Annotated in this window: 14 protein-coding genes and 1 pseudogene; 11 read left to right on the top strand and 4 right to left on the bottom strand. The window is 69.9% G+C overall.

Annotated elements, in window-relative coordinates:
- Positions 1–265: 265 nt before the first annotated feature.
- From WMF34_RS25120 to WMF34_RS25100, 5 genes are read left to right on the top strand one after another with little or no spacing between them, the layout of a single operon-like run.
- Positions 266–985 (top strand): hypothetical protein, encoded by a 720-nt coding sequence (locus WMF34_RS25120; protein ID WP_437989360.1) that lies wholly within the window; start codon positions 266–268, stop codon positions 983–985.
- A complete protein-coding gene (locus WMF34_RS25115) occupies positions 982–1,746 on the top strand; it encodes a hypothetical protein (RefSeq protein ID WP_437989359.1) in 765 nt (254 codons plus the stop codon). Before WMF34_RS25120 ends, WMF34_RS25115 begins: the two co-directional genes overlap by 4 nt.
- Positions 1,743–2,447, top strand: a complete 705-nt coding sequence (locus tag WMF34_RS25110) for a hypothetical protein (protein WP_437989358.1) — start codon at positions 1,743–1,745, stop codon at positions 2,445–2,447. The genes WMF34_RS25115 and WMF34_RS25110 overlap by 4 nt, the downstream gene beginning before the upstream one ends.
- A complete protein-coding gene (locus WMF34_RS25105; protein ID WP_012237510.1) occupies positions 2,444–3,148 on the top strand; it encodes a response regulator transcription factor in 705 nt (234 codons plus the stop codon). Before WMF34_RS25110 ends, WMF34_RS25105 begins: the two co-directional genes overlap by 4 nt.
- A gap of 10 nt (positions 3,149–3,158) precedes the next feature.
- A complete protein-coding gene (locus tag WMF34_RS25100) occupies positions 3,159–4,709 on the top strand; it encodes an ATP-binding protein (protein ID WP_437989357.1) in 1,551 nt (516 codons plus the stop codon).
- A 38-nt stretch (positions 4,710–4,747) separates the two neighbouring features.
- On the opposite strand, the gene WMF34_RS25095 is transcribed toward WMF34_RS25100, so the two are convergent.
- Positions 4,748–5,236 carry a nucleotidyltransferase domain-containing protein gene (locus WMF34_RS25095; RefSeq protein WP_437989356.1) on the bottom strand — a complete coding sequence of 163 codons (489 nt, stop codon included), beginning with the start codon at positions 5,234–5,236 and terminating at the stop codon, positions 4,748–4,750.
- Positions 5,211–5,393 carry a hypothetical protein gene (locus WMF34_RS25090; protein WP_437989355.1) on the bottom strand — a complete coding sequence of 61 codons (183 nt, stop codon included), beginning with the start codon at positions 5,391–5,393 and terminating at the stop codon, positions 5,211–5,213. Before WMF34_RS25090 ends, WMF34_RS25095 begins: the two co-directional genes overlap by 26 nt.
- Before the next feature lie 122 nt (positions 5,394–5,515).
- Between WMF34_RS25090 and WMF34_RS25085 the strand changes: the two genes are divergently transcribed.
- Entirely contained in the window at positions 5,516–8,020 is a 2,505-nt protein-coding gene (locus WMF34_RS25085; protein ID WP_437989354.1) for a hypothetical protein, read from the top strand.
- A gap of 400 nt (positions 8,021–8,420) precedes the next feature.
- On the opposite strand, the gene WMF34_RS25080 is transcribed toward WMF34_RS25085, so the two are convergent.
- Complete coding sequence (locus WMF34_RS25080) at positions 8,421–9,317, bottom strand: GIY-YIG nuclease family protein (RefSeq protein WP_437989353.1); 897 nt, start codon at positions 9,315–9,317, stop codon at positions 8,421–8,423.
- A 764-nt stretch (positions 9,318–10,081) separates the two neighbouring features.
- Between WMF34_RS25080 and WMF34_RS25075 the strand changes: the two are divergent.
- The 5 genes and pseudogenes from WMF34_RS25075 (at position 10,082) to WMF34_RS25055 (ending at position 15,844) form a co-directional block, all read left to right on the top strand.
- A pseudogene (locus tag WMF34_RS25075) lies at positions 10,082–10,884 on the top strand (IS5 family transposase).
- A 34-nt stretch (positions 10,885–10,918) separates the two neighbouring features.
- Positions 10,919–12,193: a hypothetical protein gene (locus WMF34_RS25070; RefSeq protein WP_437989352.1), complete on the top strand. Its 1,275-nt coding sequence runs from the start codon at positions 10,919–10,921 to the stop codon at positions 12,191–12,193.
- 81 nt (positions 12,194–12,274) lie between these two features.
- On the top strand, positions 12,275–13,045 hold the full coding sequence (locus WMF34_RS25065; protein WP_437989351.1) for a JAB domain-containing protein: 771 nt from the start codon (positions 12,275–12,277) through the stop codon (positions 13,043–13,045).
- Positions 13,046–13,314: 269 nt separating this feature from the next.
- The gene (locus WMF34_RS25060; protein WP_012237505.1) at positions 13,315–14,151 is read left to right on the top strand and encodes a hypothetical protein; all 837 of its coding nucleotides are present in this window, start codon (positions 13,315–13,317) and stop codon (positions 14,149–14,151) included.
- Positions 14,152–15,457: 1,306 nt separating this feature from the next.
- On the top strand, positions 15,458–15,844 hold the full coding sequence (locus WMF34_RS25055) for a VOC family protein (RefSeq protein ID WP_437989350.1): 387 nt from the start codon (positions 15,458–15,460) through the stop codon (positions 15,842–15,844).
- A 129-nt stretch (positions 15,845–15,973) separates the two neighbouring features.
- Here the strand turns inward: WMF34_RS25055 and WMF34_RS25050 are convergent, their stop codons facing one another.
- A complete protein-coding gene (locus WMF34_RS25050; RefSeq protein WP_437989349.1) occupies positions 15,974–18,550 on the bottom strand; it encodes a galactose oxidase-like domain-containing protein in 2,577 nt (858 codons plus the stop codon).
- Positions 18,551–19,299: the final 749 nt, after the last annotated feature.

Here is a 19,299-nt window from a genome sequence, read left to right as displayed (position 1 = left end):
ATGGATCGCGGGAGTCGGGCGCTCAGGGGCTGTGATGTGCGTGTGGACCGTCGCGGGAGATCTCCTGTGGAGGGCTCCTCGGGCGCCGGCGGTCCCGGCCCCGGGGCGCTCCGGAGGGCGCGGGCCATCGCCACGTCTTCGCCACAACCTCTCCGCGTTTGTTCCTCGTCGGGCGCGCGGGCGCGCCTCACCCGGGGGGTACGCCCATCGAGGTCTGCGGCGGCCGTGACCAGGCCGCGCAGCGCTCACCCCGATGGAGGTCCTCGTGCAGGCGCAAGCTACCTGTCTCCCCCTGACGTCATCGCTCGAGGCCGGCACGGACGCCGGCGCAAACGAGCCCGCGGCGCGTCGAGACGACGCTCCCGCGGCCCCCGTGCCCGGCCCCGCCGCGCAGCCCACCGACGGCGCCGGACACCGCAGCTGGACGGCGGCCCTCCTCGCGGAGCGGCCGGCCTCGGACCTCCGCGGCGACCTGTCCAGGTTCGGCATCGGCGTCGGCCTCGCCTCGCTGTACGGGCTCTCGCTCGGCGCGCGGCAGGGCGGCGTGTCGTTCGCTCACCACGCCGCCGGCGTCCCTGCGGCCATGGTCGCCGTCGCCTTCGTCGGCGTGCCGGCGCTCACGATCGTGCTGACGCTCTTCGACGCGCCGCTCGACCCGCCCCGCGCGCTGTCGGCGACGGCGCGCGCCGCCGCCTCGACGGGCCTCGTGCTCGGCGGCCTCGCGCCCGCCGCGGCGCTCTTCGTCGTGACGGGCGGGTCGGACCTGACGGCGGCCCTCATGGGGCTGCTCGGCCTCGCGGTGGGCGGCGTGGTCGGCGTCGGCGTCCTGCTGCGCGACCTCGGCGCGGCGCTCCGGCGCGACGGCGGTCTCGTCAGGCTCTCCGGGGCGACCGCGGCGCTCGTCGGGTTCGTTGTGTTCGCCGCGGTGCTCGCGCTGCGCGTGTGGGTGGAGACGCTCCCGATGCTGAAGGGGGGGGCATCGTGAGCGCCTCCGTCGTGAACCGTCTCCTCCGGGCGCCCGCCGAGGTGGCCGCGAGCTGCCGTGAAGACAGGGACATCCGCGCCATCGTGCTCGCGTCGCTCGGCGCCATCGCCCTCGGCTCGGCCGTGTTCGGCGGCGTGGTCGGCAGCTTCCGCGGCAGGGAGCAGATCGTCTATGCGGCCATCAAGGTGCCGCTCGCGATGCTGATCACGCTCGCGATCTCGGCCCCGGCGCTCCACGCGTTCTCGGCCGTGCTCGGGCGTCCGTGGCCGATGCGGTCCGTCATCGCGCTCGCCCTCGCGTCGGCGGCCCGCTCGTCGCTCGTGCTGCTCGCGTTCGCGCCCGTGCTCTGGCTGGCCATCGACACGGGGCTCGGCTACCACGCGTCCTCGGTCGCCGCCTGGCTCGCCTACGCCGTCGCGGGCCTCGCGGCGGTCGGCGTGCTCGTGCGGGGCATCGGCGCGGGCCGGGGCCGCTGGCTCACAGCGGTCGCCTTCATGGCCGTCTTCTTCGCCGTCGGCGGTCAAGCCGCGTGGATCCTCCGGCCCTACCTCGGGCGGCCGAGCGAGAATACGATCCCCTTCCTGCGCGCCAGCGAGGGGAGCTTCTCCGACGCGCTCTTCCGGAGCTTCCGATCTGCGCGCGGGATCTACGACGACGACGGGCATCCGCCCGATCCGGACGACCACGCGCACGGCCACCGCACCACGCACGAGAACGAGGACGGCGGCGCGCGCGACGGCCTGACGGGGAGCGAGCGATGAGCCTGCGCGACCTGGCGGTCCTGTACCTGATCGCGGGGCTCGCGTGCGCTGTGGCGGTCTACCGCGGCGCGCGCCCTGACGGCCAAGGCGCGCGCCGCCGCGCCGCCCTGTCCGCGGCCCTCTGCGTGCCGCTCTGGCCGATCTGGGCGCCCGTTGCGCTCACGGCGGGCCGCGGAGAGAGCGGTGGGCGCCCTGGCGGCGCCGCGGGCGAGGCCGCCTCGCGCGTCCTGGGCGCGCTGCGCGAGGGGGTCAGCGCGTGCGCTGGCACCTCGTTCGAGGCGCTCCTGTCGCGCGAGGCGGCCTCGCGGATCGAGGCCGAGGTGGCGCGCGCCGCCGCCCGCCACGCGGAGCTCGACGCGCTGCTGCGCCAGAGCGGCTTCGACGAGGGCGCCGCCGCGGCGCGCGTCGCGGAGATCGAGCGGGGCGGCGGCGGCGCGGGCGCGCGGTCGCTGGCGACGGCGCACCTGCACCTCGAGAACATCCGGCGCCTGCGGGCGATGCGCGACCGCGACGCCCGCGCCCTCGAGGAGCTCGCGGATCTCGTCCAGGCGCTGCGCACGCAGCTCGTGCTGGCGCGCTTCGCCGGATCCTCGGTCGAGGGCGTCGGTGGTATCGTGTCCGAGGTCTGGGCGCGCGTGGAGGGCCTCGGCGCGGCGATCGACGCGCACGGCGCCGGAACAGAGGGACCGATCGCGACGTGAGCAAGCACATCCTGGTCGTCGACGATGAGGCGCGCATCCGCGAGGTGCTGCTCTACGCCCTGCAAAAGGAGGGGTACGCCGTGACGGCGGTGGCCGACGGGCGCGCCGCCGTCGAGGCGGCGGGGGCGGGCACGGTGGACCTCGTGGTGCTCGACGTGATGCTCCCCGAGCTCGACGGCCTCGAGGTGTGCCGGCGGCTGCGCGCCGGGAGCAGGACGCCGATCCTGTTCCTGTCGGCGCGCGCCGACGAGGTCGACCGGATCGTCGGCCTGGAGCTCGGCGGCGACGACTACCTCACGAAGCCGTTCTCGCCGCGGGAGCTCGTGGCGCGGGTGCGCGCGCTGCTCCGGCGGACCGAGGCGCCCCCGCCCGCACCGGCACCGGCGTCCACCGGCGCGCGCGCCGCGGTCCTCCGCCACGGCCCGATCGAGGTCGACACCGAGCGTCACGAGGCGCGGTACCTCGGCCAGCCGGTGTCGCTCACGGCGACGGAGCTCGGCGTGCTCGGCGCGCTGCTCGAGCGGCCCGGGGTGGTGCTCTCGCGCGGGCAGCTCATGCAGCGCGCCTACCGCTACGACAACCTGATCACGGAGCGCACCATCGACACGCACGTCCGCCGCATTCGCGCGAAGTTCCGCGTGGTTGGCGGCGACCCGATCGCGACCGTCCACGGCGTCGGCTACAAGCTGCAGGGGGCGTAGCCGGGCCGCGATGCCTGGCCCCACGATGTTCGAGCGCCTGCGTCGGGAGCTCGGCCGGATCCGCGTCCGGCTGCTGGTCGTGAACCTGGTGGTGCTGCTCGTGCCGGTGGCGGGGCTCGAGTTCGCGCGCCTCTACGAGCGGCAGCTGCTCGGCTCGCTGGAGCGCGACATGGCGAACCAGGCAGTCCTTGTCGCCGCGATGCTCCGGTCGGATCTCGATCGGGGTGTCGAGCTTGGGGCTGTCGATCACCGCTACGTCTTGACCCAGGCCGCGAGGCACACGCGCACGCGTGTCCGGATCCTCGACAGGGCGGGCGCGGTCGTCGTGGACTCGCACGAGAACGGCCCGCCCGAGGGGCCCGAGCCGGCGGTTCCACGTCTTCTCTCGACGAGCGGCCGTGGACCGGGCTCGTCGGGCCTCGCGGATTTCGCCAGCGGGGTGCGCCACTTCGGCGAGAACGCGCGCGAGAGCTGGCCCGAGGTCGGGGACCGCCCGGAGGTGCGCGAGGCGCTCGCCGGGCGCCGCGGCGCATGGACGCGCGTGCGGGAGCGGCAGCCGGCGGTCTTCCTGTTCCTGGCCGAGCCGATCCGGCGAGGCGGCGAGGTGGTCGGCGCGGTGTACGTGGTCCGCTCGACGCAGCCGGTGCTGGTCGAGCTGCACCGGATCCGCTCGGGGCTCATCCGGGTGCTCGTGATCGCGAGCCTGTTCACGGGCCTCGTCACGCTGGCGCTCGCGTGGTCGATCTCGAGGCCGCTCGGCAAGCTGTCGCGCGCGGCGAAGCGCATCGCGGCCGGTGAGCGCGACGTCGTGGTCCCTGTGTCCGGGAGCGGCGAGATCCGCGAGCTCGGCGAGTCGTTCGCCGCGATGAACGAGCGGCTGGGGGCGCGGCTGCGGTACATCTCGGATTTCGCGGCCGACGTGGCGCACGAGTTCAAGTCGCCGCTGACGTCGATCCGGGGCGCCGCCGAGCTGCTCGACGAGGGGGCAGCGGACGATCTCGAGGCGCGGCGGCGCTTTTTGCGGAACATCGAGCTCGACGTGGCGCGGCTCGACCGGCTCGTGTCGAGGCTGCTGGAGCTGAGCCGGATCGAGGCCTCGAGCGAGGCGATGACGGTGCTCGATCTGGAGGCGCTCGTGGCGCGTGTGGTGGAGCGGCGCGCGAGCCCCGGGCAGCCGGTGGAGCTGCGGTACGAGATGCGGACGCGGCTGCTAAGGGCGCGGCAGACGGACCTGGAGACGGCGCTCTTGAACCTCGTCGACAACGCGGTGAAGTTCTCGCCGCCGGGGGAGCCGGTGGTGGTGACCGTCGAGGGCGGGGAGGGGAGGGAAGGGGAGCGGACGGCGAGGATCGCGGTGCGCGACCGCGGGCCGGGGGTGCCGCCGCAGCACCTGCCGAGGATCTTCGACAGGTTCTTCACGACCGACGAGGGCCGCGACGGGACGGGGCTCGGGCTGGCCATCGTGAAGAGCGTCGTCGAGGCGCACGGCGGGGCGGTGACCGTGGAGAGCGCGCCGGGGGAGGGGGCCTGCTTCGTGGTGGAGCTGCCGGTGCGGCAGTAGAAGGTGGATGAGGGGTGATGGTGTTGCTGGATGGGAGGTCAGTGCGCTCGACGCTTCTCGTCGAGGGTCGCCTGGAGCAGCAGGAGCATCGCCCGATCCTTGGGCCGGGTCAGCTTCGCCTTGACCTCGATCAGCCGTTCCAGCGACAGGACGCGGACCAGCACGCCGGCTACCTCGAGTACCGTGGAATCGGGCAGGAGATCTTCGTAGCACGTCGATTCCTCGATCGTTGCCAGCACGTCGAGGACCCCGTGCTTCGTCTGGAGCAGCTTGTGCCCGGTCGATCGGAGGTGCGACTCGTTCGGGACGAGCCGTCGTGGGTCGGTGCGGAAGACGGCTTCCAGGTCTGCCAGGGCGGCCATGAGCCGGACGATGTTGTCGTCCGAGCGTGAGTACACGATGTCGATGTCGATGGTAGTCACCGGGGCGCCCTGCAACGCTGCAGCCATCCCGCCCACAACGATGAACTCGACATTGCGGTGCACGAGCGCGCGAAGGATGTCAGCGAGCGCCATCGGGGGGCTCACGCACGCTCATGATCAGATCGATCGAGCTCTGCACCTGCGCCAGCCGCTCCGTCGGAGACAGGCTGAGCATCCAGCGGACGAGGGAGCGGTCCACGCCGTTCGCGTCGTAGGGGCTGTCGTCCAGCTCCTCGGCGGGCGGGTTCAGAGGCTCGGGCATGCTCCGAGCCTAGCATGCGGGGGCCGGCAGGCCGTGGGCACCCTTCATGGTGGAACTGCCGGTGCGGCAGCAGGAGCGCCGGGAAGGATGCTCGTGCCGCGCTGCACGTGACGGAGTCGCTGATGGACACCTCGCCCGGGAAAGATGCTCTGGCACGCTCGCTCGACGAGTGGCGCCTCGCGGATGTGTCCTTCGAAGAGGCCGACTCCGAGCGAGCGCGCGCCGGGGCGATGCTGCGGCAGCTCCAGGCGAGGGAGATCGTGGAGCGCACGTACTGGGCCGAAAACGATGTCCCGTTCAGCCTGCGTGTGAAAGCGGTGGAGACCGGGCTGTGGAGCGCGGAGGAGGCGATCGAGGGACTCCGGCGCATCGACTTCGTGGGCCGTCACGTGTTCGTCCTTCACCACCTTCGGGTGTTTCCCGATGCCTCGCTTCGCGCCGTGCTCGCGCTCGTAGGGCAGCCGCAGCCCGGCGATGGCGCGGAGTGGTTCGCCGATGAGGCGGCGCTGGCCGCGGTCGCGGTGCGCCTCGCGCGCGCCGGGCAGCCCGACGCGGCGCTCGGCGCGATCCGCGCTCTGAGCGCGCGCCGCGGCGAGTCGCTGCGCTCGTGCGCGCCGTATCTCTCCGAGGCGGCGATCGCGCGCGCCTTCTCGGAGCTCGAGGCGTGGCTCCTCGGGGCGGAGCCAGTCGTGGCGTTCCTCGTGGGGTGCGATCTCCTGCCGCTCGTGCCGGCCCGAGACCGCGAGCGGGCGCGCGGCGAGGTCGTCCGGCTGCGCGCGGCCCTGGAGGCCAGGGAGGCTGAGGACGGGCCGCGTTGGGGGTTCTCGGCGCGCAAGCGCGCCGCGGAGGCGTTCGCGGTCGCGGGGATGTTCGAGGCGTCGGAGGCCGAGTGCCAGGGGCTCGAGAACGTCGACGATCTGCTGTCCGTGGCGCGCGAGCATCCGGGCGAGTCGTGCGCGCGGATCGCGCGGATCGCCCTGGAGCGCGCCCGGACGAGCCGGCACGTGCCTGCGGCGCGCGGGAAGGTGGTGGCGGTGTGCCCGGCGCTCGCGGACGAGGCGATCGCGTGCGCGCGCGGCGAGGCCAACCCGGTCACGGCGGCAAGCGCCCTCCTGCGCGTCGCGGCGCGCCTCGGAGAGCCGCGGGCGCCGGCGCTGTTTCACGAGGCATTTCGCCGGATCGAGCCGCTCGGCGACGCCGCCTCGGACGCGCTCGAATGGATCGCGGACTGGGCCGCGGATCATGGGCCGTCGCTCACCGAGCGCGAGCGCGCGGTGCTGGGCGAGCGCGTGGCACAGGCGGTGAGGGAGGCCGAGGTGCGCCGGGCGACACCCCCCGTCGAAGCGGCGGAGTCGCGGCTCGGACGGCTGCTGTTCGGCCCGACGCACGCCGACAGGATCCGCACGGATCGAGGCTTCGAATCGGTGCTGGAGTTCGCCGACCACCACGCCACCGGCGACCACCTGGCGCTCGTGATGGAGTTCGCGCGCTCGCTCGAGGGCGAGCGGCGCGCCCGGCTCGCTCGGGCGCTGCTCCAGAGCGGCGAGGAGCTCTACGACTCCCCCGCATTCGCCGAGCTGTTCTCCGCCAAGGAGCAGCGCGAGCACCTGCGCGCGGTGCTCGCGCGCCGGGAGCGGCCGGCCGACGTGGAGATCCTCCACACGCTGGGGCGCGCCGCGCAGCTCGCTACCGGAGCGCCCCGCGGCGTCCTCCTCTCGCTCTACCTCGACGAGGTGTGGGAGCGCGGCGGGCGCGTGCGGTTGAGGGGGCTCTTCACCGCAGCGTCGCTCGCCGAGGGCGACCAGCGCGCGGCGCTCGTGGACGAGGTGCTGGCGGAGGTGGAGACATGCGACCACCTCAGCGAGGAGGAGCGCGTCGAGGCGATCGCCGCGGTGATGCCGCTGGTCCCGGCGGCGCGCGCCGTGGAACTCGCCGGGCGGATGCTCCACGCGGTCGCGGAAGGGCAGATCGGCAGGACGCAGGCAAGCCATCGGCTGATGGCCATTCCGGATCCGGTTTGGGCCGCGCTGCCGGCATCCCGGTGGGAGCCGGCGCTGCGCTTGGCGCTGGAGGAAGGGGCGGAGTTCTTCGATTGGACATCCTGGTGGCGGAAGACCTTGCCAGGCGAGCTCCGCGCCTTACTCGAGGTGCATGCCAGCGCGTCGTCGCCCGCGTGTGAGGGCGGAGGAGACGACGCCTCGCCGAGCGCCGCCGAGCCCGATGCCGGGGGCGCGGGAGGAGAGCTGTCGCCCGAACAACGGCTCCGCCGTTGGGCCAGCGAGGCGGTGTCGCTGTCCGAGGCCGAGCGCGCGGCCCTCGCGCCGGAGATCGACGCCGCCGTGCGCGCCGTTCTCGCGCAGTCGGACGCGAAGGACGGCGTGCTCTGCGACACAATGGCGAGCCTGCCCGACGCCGCGCTCCGGGCGATCTGGTCGGCGCGCGCACGCGCCGACGCGTGGCGACGCACCATCGACATCAGCGATCCCGCCCTCTTCGCCTATCTGCCGTCGGAGCACTACCTCCACGCGGATGCCATCCTCCAGCTCCTATTACGGCTCGGCGGCGCCTCGGCGCTCTGCGACTTCGGGCGCATGCTCGTCGGCCTTCAACACGAGTCCGCTGCTTGATTCCCCCGATCCCGACCTGTCGCCGCGCTTTCTGCGGAACATCGAGCTCTACGTGATGCGGCTCGACCGGCTCGTGTCGAGGCTCTTGGAGCTGAGCCGGATCGTGGCGTCGAGCGAGGACGGCCGACGAGCTCCGCGATGGGACAGGGCTGGGGCTGGCCATCGCGAAGTGCGTCGTCGATGCGCACGGCGGCGCGGTGACGGTGGAGAGCGCGTCGGGGGGACGGGACGACCTTCGCGGTGGAGCTGCCGGTCAGGCAGTGGGTGAAATGCGCCCCGAGCCGTCCTCATCCGGTCGATTCGGTGCCTTCGCAGGGATACGAGCCCAGTGCTCGCTTGCTGCCGAGTCCTGTGTCTTCGAGCAGGCTTAGGCGCCTCGGCGTTCTCGATAAACAGACTTCTAATCCGCTTCGGAAATCGAGCTAGAAGGGATGCGGCGCGCCTGCTCCTCCTCAATCTCCTTCAGTGTCTGTCCTTCCGCAGTCTTCCAGCAAACACGTCCGTTGGCCGCATTCCCATACACAACTGCGGCTGCGGCGCTGGCGCTTGAAAATAGTGTGTCGGAAGCAAATTGGAGCAAGTTGCCGCGCTTGACGAGTTTCCCGGCCTTGACGAGGCCTTCCTTGAGCGCGGCATAACCGTGTGGCCGGATGCTGTCGTGTACCTGTGTCAGTGCGGTCGAGCCTTTGAATACCACGAATCCATCGTCTGTTACCGTACCGATCGCGTTTGCTTCTTTGATGGAGTAAAACAGTCGGACGAGCTGCGAGTTTTGACTGCTCGGTTGATCGATGACGGGGTCCAGGATTCTATGGCCGAGGGCACCCAGCAGAATCCTGGCGTTGTTGAGGTACTCTTCCATCGCGTCCTTGTCGGCACGCGGCAGGACGACAGGCGTCTCATCCTTCTGGTTGGCAAGGCGATAGCGGCCGGCAGATTTTGCCAATTGGATGATGCGCGCCTCAAGGTATTTTATGTGAGCCTTGGTTAGGTTTTCGTCTTTGCTCGTGAATACGATTACCTCTTGCCAGAAATCTTTTCCCGATAGGTGTGTCTTGATGCGGTCCGCCGCGACTTCGGCTTCGCCGATGTAGGCGTCTCTCTGCGCGATGTTCTCACTGCCGATCAAAAAGTAGACACCTGGACGCCGGACGGCTGTTTCCCACTGTGCGAGTTCGGCAACGCGGTTGCGAGGGCAAAGAAGGGCTTGGCCGGTCCAGTTTACCAATTCTGCATGGCGGATCCCAGACACTTCGCCGCCTTCCAAATAGATTCTGATGCTCCTACCCAGCGCCATCCGGTCTGCCTCCGAGAGTGGGGGAGTGTAGCGCGGACGTTGGTCCTGGTGCTCAAAATTTTACGACTTTGCGTAGCCATGTCGGGATTTGTGACGGTGGACAACGAGGTCGATAAGTGCGTCCATGAGTGCGCCACGTGAAGGCGCTACGAGCCGACCTAGATGAACCGCGACGCAGCGCCGCCTTTACAGGTGATGCCAGGATGTAGGTGGTTGTGGGCGTGGTCGTCGCGGCGAGGCGCAGAGCCGAGCACTCGCTCCGCGTGACCCGACAACTGCAGTTCTCCAGGGCGCCGGTAACCGTTCGGCAAACCATCGGCAACCGCAAAAGCGCATCGCTTGCTCGCTCGCCGCGCTCCAACGCGCCGTGTCCACCTCACTGCGGAACTGCGTGGCCAGGTGTCCTTGTCAGGAAGATCGGAGGAGAGAGAGGGCTGCGATGCTGTGTGGTTACACCTCTGGCAGTTGCTGGAGCGGTCTTCTGGGCTATCACGGGACGTCATCGGATGGCTCGCGCACGTTCATGATCAGATCGAGCGAACCCTGTACCTGCGCCAGTCGCTTCGTGGGAGACAGGCTGAACATCCTGCGGACGATGGAGCGGTCCGCCCCGTTCTCGTCATAGGAACTGTCGTCCCGCTCGTCGGCGGGACGCTCCAGCGGATCGATCTCGGCTCCGAACTTAGAGCACCTAACATTACTCCGTTGACGCCGCTCGTTTGCCCGCTCGCTTGAGGGATGCGGAACGTGCGGCAGAATACAGCGTGGGCAAGCTGTTGGTGCCGGACGAACTCTGGGAGCGAATCGAACCTCTATTGCCGAAAACGGAGCCGAAGCCGCAGGGCGGCCGGCCGCGTACGCCTGATCGGACCGCCCTGACGGGGATCTTGTTTGTGCTCAGGACAGGGATCCCTTGGGAATATCTACCGCAAGAGCTCGGCTGCAGCGGAATGACGTGCTGGCGCAGATTGCGCGATTGGCAGCAGGCTGGCGTGTGGGATCGGCTTCACGAGGCATTGCTTGATGAACTCGGCGGGGCCGATAAAATCAACTGGAATCGTGCTGCGCTGGATGCCTCCCTGGTTCCGGCAAAAAGGGGGGCCAAGAGACCGGCCCGAACCCCACGGATCGCGGCCGGGCGGGCTCGAAATATCACCTCCTGGTCGATCAGAGTGGCATCCCGCTCGCCGTCGAGATGACGCCGGCCAACGTCCATGACTCGAAGATGTTCACCCCCATGGTGGATGCGGTGCCGCCGATCGCGCGTCCTTGCGGCCGACCGCGGCGCCGCCCCAAGAAGCTGCACGCGGACAAGGCATACGACGACCCGGCCCTGCGCTTGGCTTGCCATCTGCGTCACATCGTACCCCGCATCGCTCGCAAGGGTATCGAGTCGTCGGAGAAGCTCGGCCGTTATCGATGGGTCGTCGAACGGACGATCGCATGGCTGCGTCGCTTCCGGCGCCTGACCGTACGCTACGAGCGGCGGGCCGACATTCACCGTGGGTTCCTCAAGCTCTCCGTCTGCCTGATCTGCCTCAGTTACGTCCAGACTAGCTTTTGTTAGGCGCTCTTAGCACCAAGGGGACCGCGACGACGTCATGAATTTCATGCCGATCGACCTCGTCCGAGGCGCGTGGCTGGTTGTGCGACAGTTCACGGCGCGGGCTGAAGCGACCTACGCCAGAACATCGGCGGTCGCTAACGATTCGACGATCAGCGCGATCTCACCGGGTGTATTCTGCGTGAAAATGACTGAGACCCTCTTCGCGCATCTTGCCACCAAGTTCGGGCCTCACCCGGAAAACCTTGCGACCGAGGCCCTTGGCTACATTCTGCGACGCTCGCTCCCTGCTCGCGACGCCGTGCGGGACTTGCTGCGCGAGGTCGAGGTCGCCGTCCCCTCCTCGCTCATCTACCGAAACCAGGTTGCTGGAGGTGACGAGGCGCAGCCGGATCTTGTGGGCTTCGATGACCAGGGAAACCAGCGCCTCATCATCGAAGCGAAATTCTGGGCGGGGCTGACATCACACCAGCCGGTCACCTACCTCGATCGCCTCCCGCGCGAGGGAGGCGCCCTCGTCTTCGTCGTTCCTGCCGCGCGTGTCACGCTGATCTGGGGCGAGCTTCTGCGGCGGTGTGCGGACGCGGAGCTCGGCGTGCAGGAGAGGCAGACGAGCATCCCTGACCTCCGGGGGGGCGCGCTCGGGGACGGCAGGAGGCTCGTGCTGGTGAGCTGGCGCGCGCTCCTCGATCCGATCGGTTTCAGGCTGGAGGCAGCCGACGACCGACGGGCGCGCGAGGACCTGGTCCAGCTGCGCGGCCTCTGCGAACGCATGGACGCCGAGGCCTTCCTCCCGGTAACGTCCGAGGAGCTCACCATCCAGATCTACCGGCGCGTCATCGAGTTCGGACGCCTCGTCGATGAGGTCTGCGCGGCGCTCGCGCATCGAGGCATCGCGAACATGAAGGGACTGCGCGCCATCGCAGGCAATGGGTACTCCGGTCGCTATCTCCGCCTGAGGGGCGTAGGCTGCTTCCTGGTCTGCGACATTCGCAAGTGGATGAAGTTTGCCCCGACGCCGCTATGGCTTTCTGTCTACGGGGTGCGGTGGGAAAAGAGCGACGCCTCGGCGGCTCGACGGGCGCTGGCTCCGCTCGAATCCGCGACGCCTCCGCGCATGTTCATGGCTGGCGATAACTTCCCGACCGTTGCGCTGCACGTGCCCGTCGGAGCTGAGCGCGATGTCGTTGTGAAGAGCCTCCTCGACCAGGTGATCGTGGCTGCCGATTTGTTGGGGTCGCTGGGGTCCGTCGAGCAGCCAGCCGGAGGCGAGAAGGACATGCCACCGGATGATGCCCAGCTGGAGGCGTGAGGGCAGGGGGCGTGCGCGTGATGCCCGGCCGAGCACGTCGAACGCGGTCCACCTCGTCGATACCATAACACCACTTATAGATTGTTTTCCTGCGGCACTTCCGAAGGTACGACGTCCGCATGCGCCGCACACTCCCCGGTTCCGGGCAAAGTCTCCGTCCAGCGCGCCCCGACAACCTCCGCGCCCACGACACGCGCACGCCAGCTGCCCGTTCTCCTTCGCGCGGGGGCGCCAAATGAAGCCCACTCCCGTCGACCTCGCTGCGATGCCCGACGCGGCCCTTCTGGATCTCCTGCTCGGCCCGCCCGACGCGGGCCGCCGCGCGCTCCCGGCCGAGGACCTCCGGCGCTCGCCCGCCTTTCCCCCGTCGCGCTGGCGGAGCGCGCCGAGGTCGCCCTCCAGGCGGCGACCCGCCTCGCGGCCGCCTTCGAGCTCGGGCGGCGCCTTCACGCCGCGCGCTCGCGCCGCGCGAAGCGCCTGCGACGCCCGCGCGACGTCGCCCGCTTCTTCCACGCGACGCTCGCGCCGCTCGTCCACGAGGAGGTCTGGATCATCGCGCTTGACGTGCACGACCGCGCCCGCGGCGCCCGCATGATCAGCCGCGGCGGCCTCCTCTCCGCGTCCGTGCGCCCCGCCGATGTCCTCCGCGCGGCCCTCGAGCTCGGCGCCGTCACGTTCGTGATGGCCCACAACCACCCGGGCGGCGACCCCGCGCCGTCCACGGACGACGTGCTGCTCACCCAGGAGGTCGAGCACGCCGCGCACCTGATCGACGTACCCCTTCGCGACCACGTCATCGTGACGCCTGCCGGGCGCTTCTCGTCCGTCTTCCGGGCTGGCTCGTCCCGCTGAACCAACGCTCCTGGCAAAGCGGCGCGTCAGCCGCGTTTGCCAGAATAGTGCCAACCCCGCTATCCCCTCAACATCCCTCGACCTTCTCACCCTCTCTCCCCCCGCCATCGCCCCCGGACAGCAGGAATTCGACACCGCACCTTTTTCTGTAACTCTCTCTTCCGTCAAAATATCCCTGGACAACCCTCTTCATTTCATCGATAGCTCACGATGGCCCGTCCGGCATTCCAGCGCAATCCCGCGCTCCTGCCACGGACGAGGGTGATCTCATGAGCAAATACACAGCATCGGAAGTGATCCAGCTCCCCCGCTTCACGGCCGTGGGGGCGATGGCGCTCGGCGAGCAGCTGTTCACGGCGGCGAAGCCGGCGAAGAAGCAGCTCGTGAAGGGCGTCGCGCGGGTGCTCGCCACGCTGGCGTCACGCCACGACGACCTCGCGTCGGCGCTGCGCGATCAGGTGTCGCTGTCGGAGGGAGGGGAGGCGAGCGAGGATGCTGTCCAGTGCGATCGCGTCCTCGACAATTGCTGGAGCGGTCTCCACGATTTCCTGACGGCGTACACCAAGCTGCCGCCCGGCGCGCCCGAGGCCGCCGAGGCGAGCTCGCTGAAGGCGGCCATCTTCACCGGAGGGCTCAAGTTCCTCCAGCTCACGTATGTCCTGGAGTGGTCCGAGAGCGAGCTCCGGATCCAGCGCATCCGCAAGGGCGGCCTCGACGCGCGCATCGAGGCGCTCGGCGGCAAGCGCTTCCTCTCCGTGCTGGAGGCCGCGCACATCGCGTACGGCAAGGCGCTCGGCGTCACCGCGCCCGCGGCCACGGCCGCGGCGGCGCCGCCCAGCGTGCGCGACGCGCTCGCCGCGTTCACCGAGGCGCTGCGGGCCTACGTGATCAAGGTGATGGGCTCCGTCGAGCCGGACGAGCCGGAGACGCAGGAACTCGCCGACAGGCTGCTCGCGCCGCTCGCGAGCTGGAGCGTCGGGTCGAGCGGCCGCGGCGCGCCCCGGAAGAACGACAAGCCCGAGGGCGACACGGCGGCGCCCGCCCCGCCCGTCGTTCCCCTCCAGCCCGGCGCGCCGACGGCCGCGCCCGCGCCCGCCGATAGCTGATCCCGGTGGCCCGGCGTGCACCGCCGGCGCCGCGATCTCCTCCCGCCTCGTCCCCTCCTCGTGACCCCGACCCGGGGCCAAGCCCTCGCGGACCCCTCCGTACGCTCCCGGCGTGGCCGTCGTCGCCGCGGCCGTGCCATCCGGGTCCGCCGGCACATCCCGGGGCGGCCGGCGCCACACCCTGTGCCACCTCGGCCTTGGTCTGTGCCAAGTCCGGGGGGTCCGACACTGGCTCAACCGCAATGCATTGCGACACACCGGGGTCCGGACCCCTCCGCGGTGCTCCGCGGAGCGTCTCACCGGGGTCAATTTGTGTCAAAAATCGCTGTCCATCTCGTTCTTCTGTGCCATCGACCCCCGGATCCGCAGCGGATTGTGCCAGATCGAGGGGTCCGGCACCCTCCGGACCGCAATGCAGAGCGCCTGCCGGGGTGCCGGACCCCCTTCGGACCGCAACGCAGAGAGCCCGCGGGGGCGCCGGACCCCTCCGGATCGCAGCGCAGAGCGGCCGCTGGCCGACCGCCCAGCGCCTGGGCGTCCTCAAGGCCCGACCCAGGTTGAGGCACCGCCACCGCCGCCGCCGCCCACCGAGGTTGAGGCTCCGGGCCGACCGCGCATCGCCTCGGGCGTTGAGGCCCGACCCAGGTTGAGGCACCGCCACCGATGCCGCCCACCGAGGTTGAGGTTCCGGCTGCGCCTACCTCGGCTCCGACGCGATCATAGGGAAGATCGTCCCCTCGTATGGCGCGACGATCACCAAACCCGGCCCCCCGGTCCACGAGAAGGTGATCAAGGGCTCATGGACCACGGTGGATCCGCGGCCCTTCTAGGAGCCGCGCTCACCCGCTCATCCAGGCTCCACAGGAACGAACGCCGCGCCCGACTGCAGCCACGCGGCGAAGTACGGCGCCGGCGCGCCGCAGCGCGAGCAAGAACGGTCCGTCGCACACGAGCTCGCGCCCACGGCGACGGCGGCTCTTCATGCCGAGGGCGCTGCCGCTCACCGGGGTTGAGGTTCCCGATCTCGGCGCCGCCCGCGCGGCAACGCGCGCGCGCCGGGCTGGCTCGCCCACCCGTTCCCCTCGCCGAGCCCGCGCGGCGCCCTCCTCGACCGCCCCGCCCGCGCGTCGACGTCTCGCCGGCCGTTGCCAGGTCGCGATCGCTTCGCTATCTTCTCGCTCGCCGAAAGAGGTAGGCCGGTTCAGGCGAGCCCCGGCCACTCCCATGACGGGAGCCCATGTCCCCTCCACCACGGAGTGAGGTCCCACGGCGCCTGGACGCACGTGCGTCCTCCGTGGAGGCTCCCATGCAGCTCAATCACATCGATCTCCAGGTCCCCGACGTCCTCGAAGCGGCCGCGTTCTTCGAGCGGCACTTCCAGTTCGAGGTCCACGGCAACCGGCGCTCGCCGGCGATCGCCATCCTCACGGGGCCCGGCGACTTCACGCTCGTCCTCCAGCGCCGGCGCGAGCCGGACGGCCCTTATCCGGAGGGCTTCCACATCGGCTTCCTCGTCGACGACGTGGCCACCGTGTACGACAAACACGCGGCGATCGTCGCGGCGGGCGTCGACAGCGGCCCCGTGAGCGAGAACGGCCGCGGCGTGATGTTCTATCTCAAGGCGCCCGGCGACATCCTCATCGAGGTGGGCTGCCGGCGCCGCCCGCTCCCCGCGGTGCGCGCCGGCGGTTGACGGCGGCGCGCCGCCGGGACGCGCGGTGACCGGCGCAGGGAGAGCCCGAGCTCTCGCGGACATTCCGCCGCTTCCACTGCCGGCCTGCCGAGGTCGAGGTTCCGGGGCTCCGCCCCATGTCCGGGCCGGCTACTGCAGCTTGATGAACTTCGCGACCGATGGGACGCCCTGCGTCGAGACGACGAAGAGCATGTAGTAGCCAGGCGGCGCGACCTTGCCGTTCGGCGGAGCCGTGAGCGTCAGGGTGCTGCCCGACTGCCCGGTGATCGCGAGCTTGACGGCGCGCTGGCTCTGGTCGAATCCGTGCGTGACCGAGCCGGGAGACATGAGCATTGCGCTGCCGATGCCCGTGGCGGCCACCGCCGAGGACAACGTCACCGAGATGGACTGGCCGTATGAAGCGGTCGAGGCCACCGACTGGATCACCGGGCGCGGGTTGCCGCTCAGGAGATAGGGGGGCGTGAAGATCTCGACGCGCCGCTCGGGCCATTGGTAGGGGAGCTCGTTGAAGGCGTGGTCCCGGCCCGCCGTGAGCACGCGCGCGTCGGGCAAGAGCAATGCGGTCGAGTGATAGAGCCGAGCCACGCGCATCGGACACATCTTGGTCCAGGTGTCATTGCTCGGGTTGTAGATCTCGGGCGTCATGACCGGCACCGTCGCGTGGTCGGACGAGCCTCGCGCGCTGCCTCCCACGACGAACACCTTGCCGTCCGGGAGCAGCACGGCGGTGTTCAGCACGCGCGCGTAGCTCATCGACGCCTTGTAGGCCCACGCCGGCGACGCCGCGCCGAGGTCGAGGAGCTCCGTGGTGGCCGTGGCGGGGATAGGGGTGTCGTTCGGGTCGCTCTTCGCCGCGTTCGAGACGGCCCCGCCCCCGCCGATGAGCATGACGCGCGCGCGGTAGTTGTCGGTCGGCGAGAGCGGCAAGAGCACCGAGCTCCCGTAACCGGGGTACGTGCGGGAGTTGGCGTACTGCGTCGTGTACTGCGTCGCGCTCCAGGTGTTGTTGCTCGTCGTCAGCAGCCGCGAGCCTCGGCCCGAGTGAACGAACACCTTGCCGTCCGGCAGCTGGTAGACGAACGGGTAGAGCTGTATCGGGCGCCCGTCGCTCGTGAACGGCTCCGGCACATCGAGCCGCGCGGAGAGGGTGCCCGCGGTGTTCATCGTCTGCCAGCTGCTGTTCACCGGGTTGGTGCTCGAGATTCGCCCCGTCTTCGTCGTGCCGGAGATGGCCATCACCGAGCCGCCGTCGAGCCGCGTGAGCGTGGGGTACCAGCGCCCGAGGGTCATGTCCGTGAGCGAGGCCCACGTCGAGTTCGAGGGGTCGAACCGGTGCGAGCCCTTGACGTGGGGGTCATTGTGGCCCCCCGCGACCCAGAGGCGACCGTCGCTCAGAAACGCGTGGCCAGAGCAGAACGCGTGCGGCTGCGTCCCGCTCGGCACGGACGCCTGCCCCGTCGCCGGATCGAACACCTCGGAGTAGCCCTGATTCGAGTCATCCGTGAACCCGAAGAGCAGCACCTTGCCCGTCCGCAGGAGCGCCGCGTGGATGCCGATCGCCCCCGCGTTGAGCGGGTCGCTCCACTGCCCTTTCGTCGCGGGATCGCAGCACGGCTCACCTCCGAACACCGAGCCCGCCCACACGGTGTTCCCGGAGGCGTCCTTGCCGTGCCTCAGCCAGCCGCCGTTGTAATAGAAGGACGCCAGCGACCCATCGGCGCTCCGCCGGCCGACGACCTCCAGGTTGTCGTAATCGCTCCAGATCACGCCCGCGGCCGAGTACGAGTTGACCGGATCGACCCACGTGGCCGACGTCTTCCAGGGGTACGTGCTGTCGTCGTTGTCGCGGTAGTAGTGCCGCAAGCCGCCGGTCGAGAGGGGCACGACGAGCTCGAAGTTCCCCTTGGTGCCGCCCTTGCCCTGGACGAACTGGTGCACCCCGGTCGCGGAGATCGCCTGGTTGTTGTCCACGCGGATCTCGTTCGGCGTCGTCCAGGTGCGGTCGTCCCTGCGATACATGGAATAGAGCGTCGATCCGGAGCGCGCGATCACCTCCAGGCGGTTCGTGCCGAAGTTGCTCTCGACCACGCTCACCGCGGAGTACGTTCGGCCCGTCGCGAACGTGCTCCCCGAGCTCCATGGATGGGACGCGACCGAGTTGTCGCGCCAGTAATGGGCGAGGCCGCCGCTGGCGAGCGGCACCACGACCTCGAAATTGCCGGGCGATAGCTTGGCCTGCACGATCCCAGGCTGCCCGGTGACGCCCGTCGCGACCGTCGTACCGCTCGACCAGTCCTTCGTGGATTGATTGCGGTAGTAATGCACGAGGCTGCTGCCCTGCACGGCGATGACCTCGAGGTTTCCGCCGCTCGAGTTCTCGATCATGCTGATCCCGTTCACGTCCGCCGAGCCCACCTTCTTCGGGCCGAACCAGGTCGGGACCGACACGAGCGAGGTGGTCGCGTTGTTCCGGTAGTAAGCCGAGAACCCGCCGCCCGTGTGCGGCACCACGAGCTCGAAATTGGGGACCGTCCCGGTGCCGTCCGAGCCCTGCACGAACCCGATTCCGAACGTCGGGCTGCAGGTGCACGCGGCTCCGCTGCACACGAGCTCATCGCTCTCGGTCTCCAGACTGAGCTCGTCCCCGTTCGTCCAGTCGGCGCACGCCGCACCACCCAGCGCCAAGCTGCCGAGCGCCAGCAGCATTCTCGGCGCACTCCTCCACCCACCGAGCAACCGCATCATCTTGCTGTTCATGTTCTCCTTACTGCTTCAGAGGGGCGGCGCCTCGGATGGACTCAAGCTCCAGAGCGAGCGACATCTTGACGTCCTGCGCGCTGATCGACGCTTCCTACCCCATCTGGCGCGAGCATCGACGACGGTTGAAAGCTCACCTCATCCCGGGGCTATTACGTCGGGCAGCGCTCACACATAGAATGCATTGTCAGGGACGGCAGGGCACTAACTTTTTTGTGTTTTTGTGCTGGCGCAAGTTTGTTTCGGCCACGAAATTCCCTTCAATGACGTGCTCTGGGGATCGATGCCACGGGCGTTGGCAGTCAGGTGGCATGCGGCTCCCTGGCGCTGCTGGGACGAGCTGTTGAGGCCTCCACCGCGTGATGGACCGCGACGAGCATTCCCAGCGGAGGAGGCACGCCCAGCCGAGCGCGGGTTTCTCCGAGTGGATGAGTGAACGTTCGCGGGACGGTGGGGATAGGCCGAGCTCGACGAGCGGAGCCAGGTTTACGACGACACGAAAGAGGGATCGACGCTCTGGCAGGCCCTCCCCGCGCGGGATCTGCCTTGTCTCGTCTGCGCGTACAAAAGCGCTGTCCTCGGAGAATCGATGGGCTCGCGCAGGCGTGTGCGCGGGGATGCCGTCGCTCTGGCCGTCCAGGTGAATCCTCGGCTGCGACCGCCGCCGCGGCGAGTCGCATGCACCTGGTCTCTTGACG

It is taken from the genome of Sorangium sp. So ce145 (assembly GCF_051525985.1).
Classification (GTDB): domain Bacteria; phylum Myxococcota_A; class Polyangia; order Polyangiales; family Polyangiaceae; genus Sorangium; species Sorangium cellulosum_B.
This window is presented reverse-complemented; position numbering and strand designations above follow the sequence as displayed.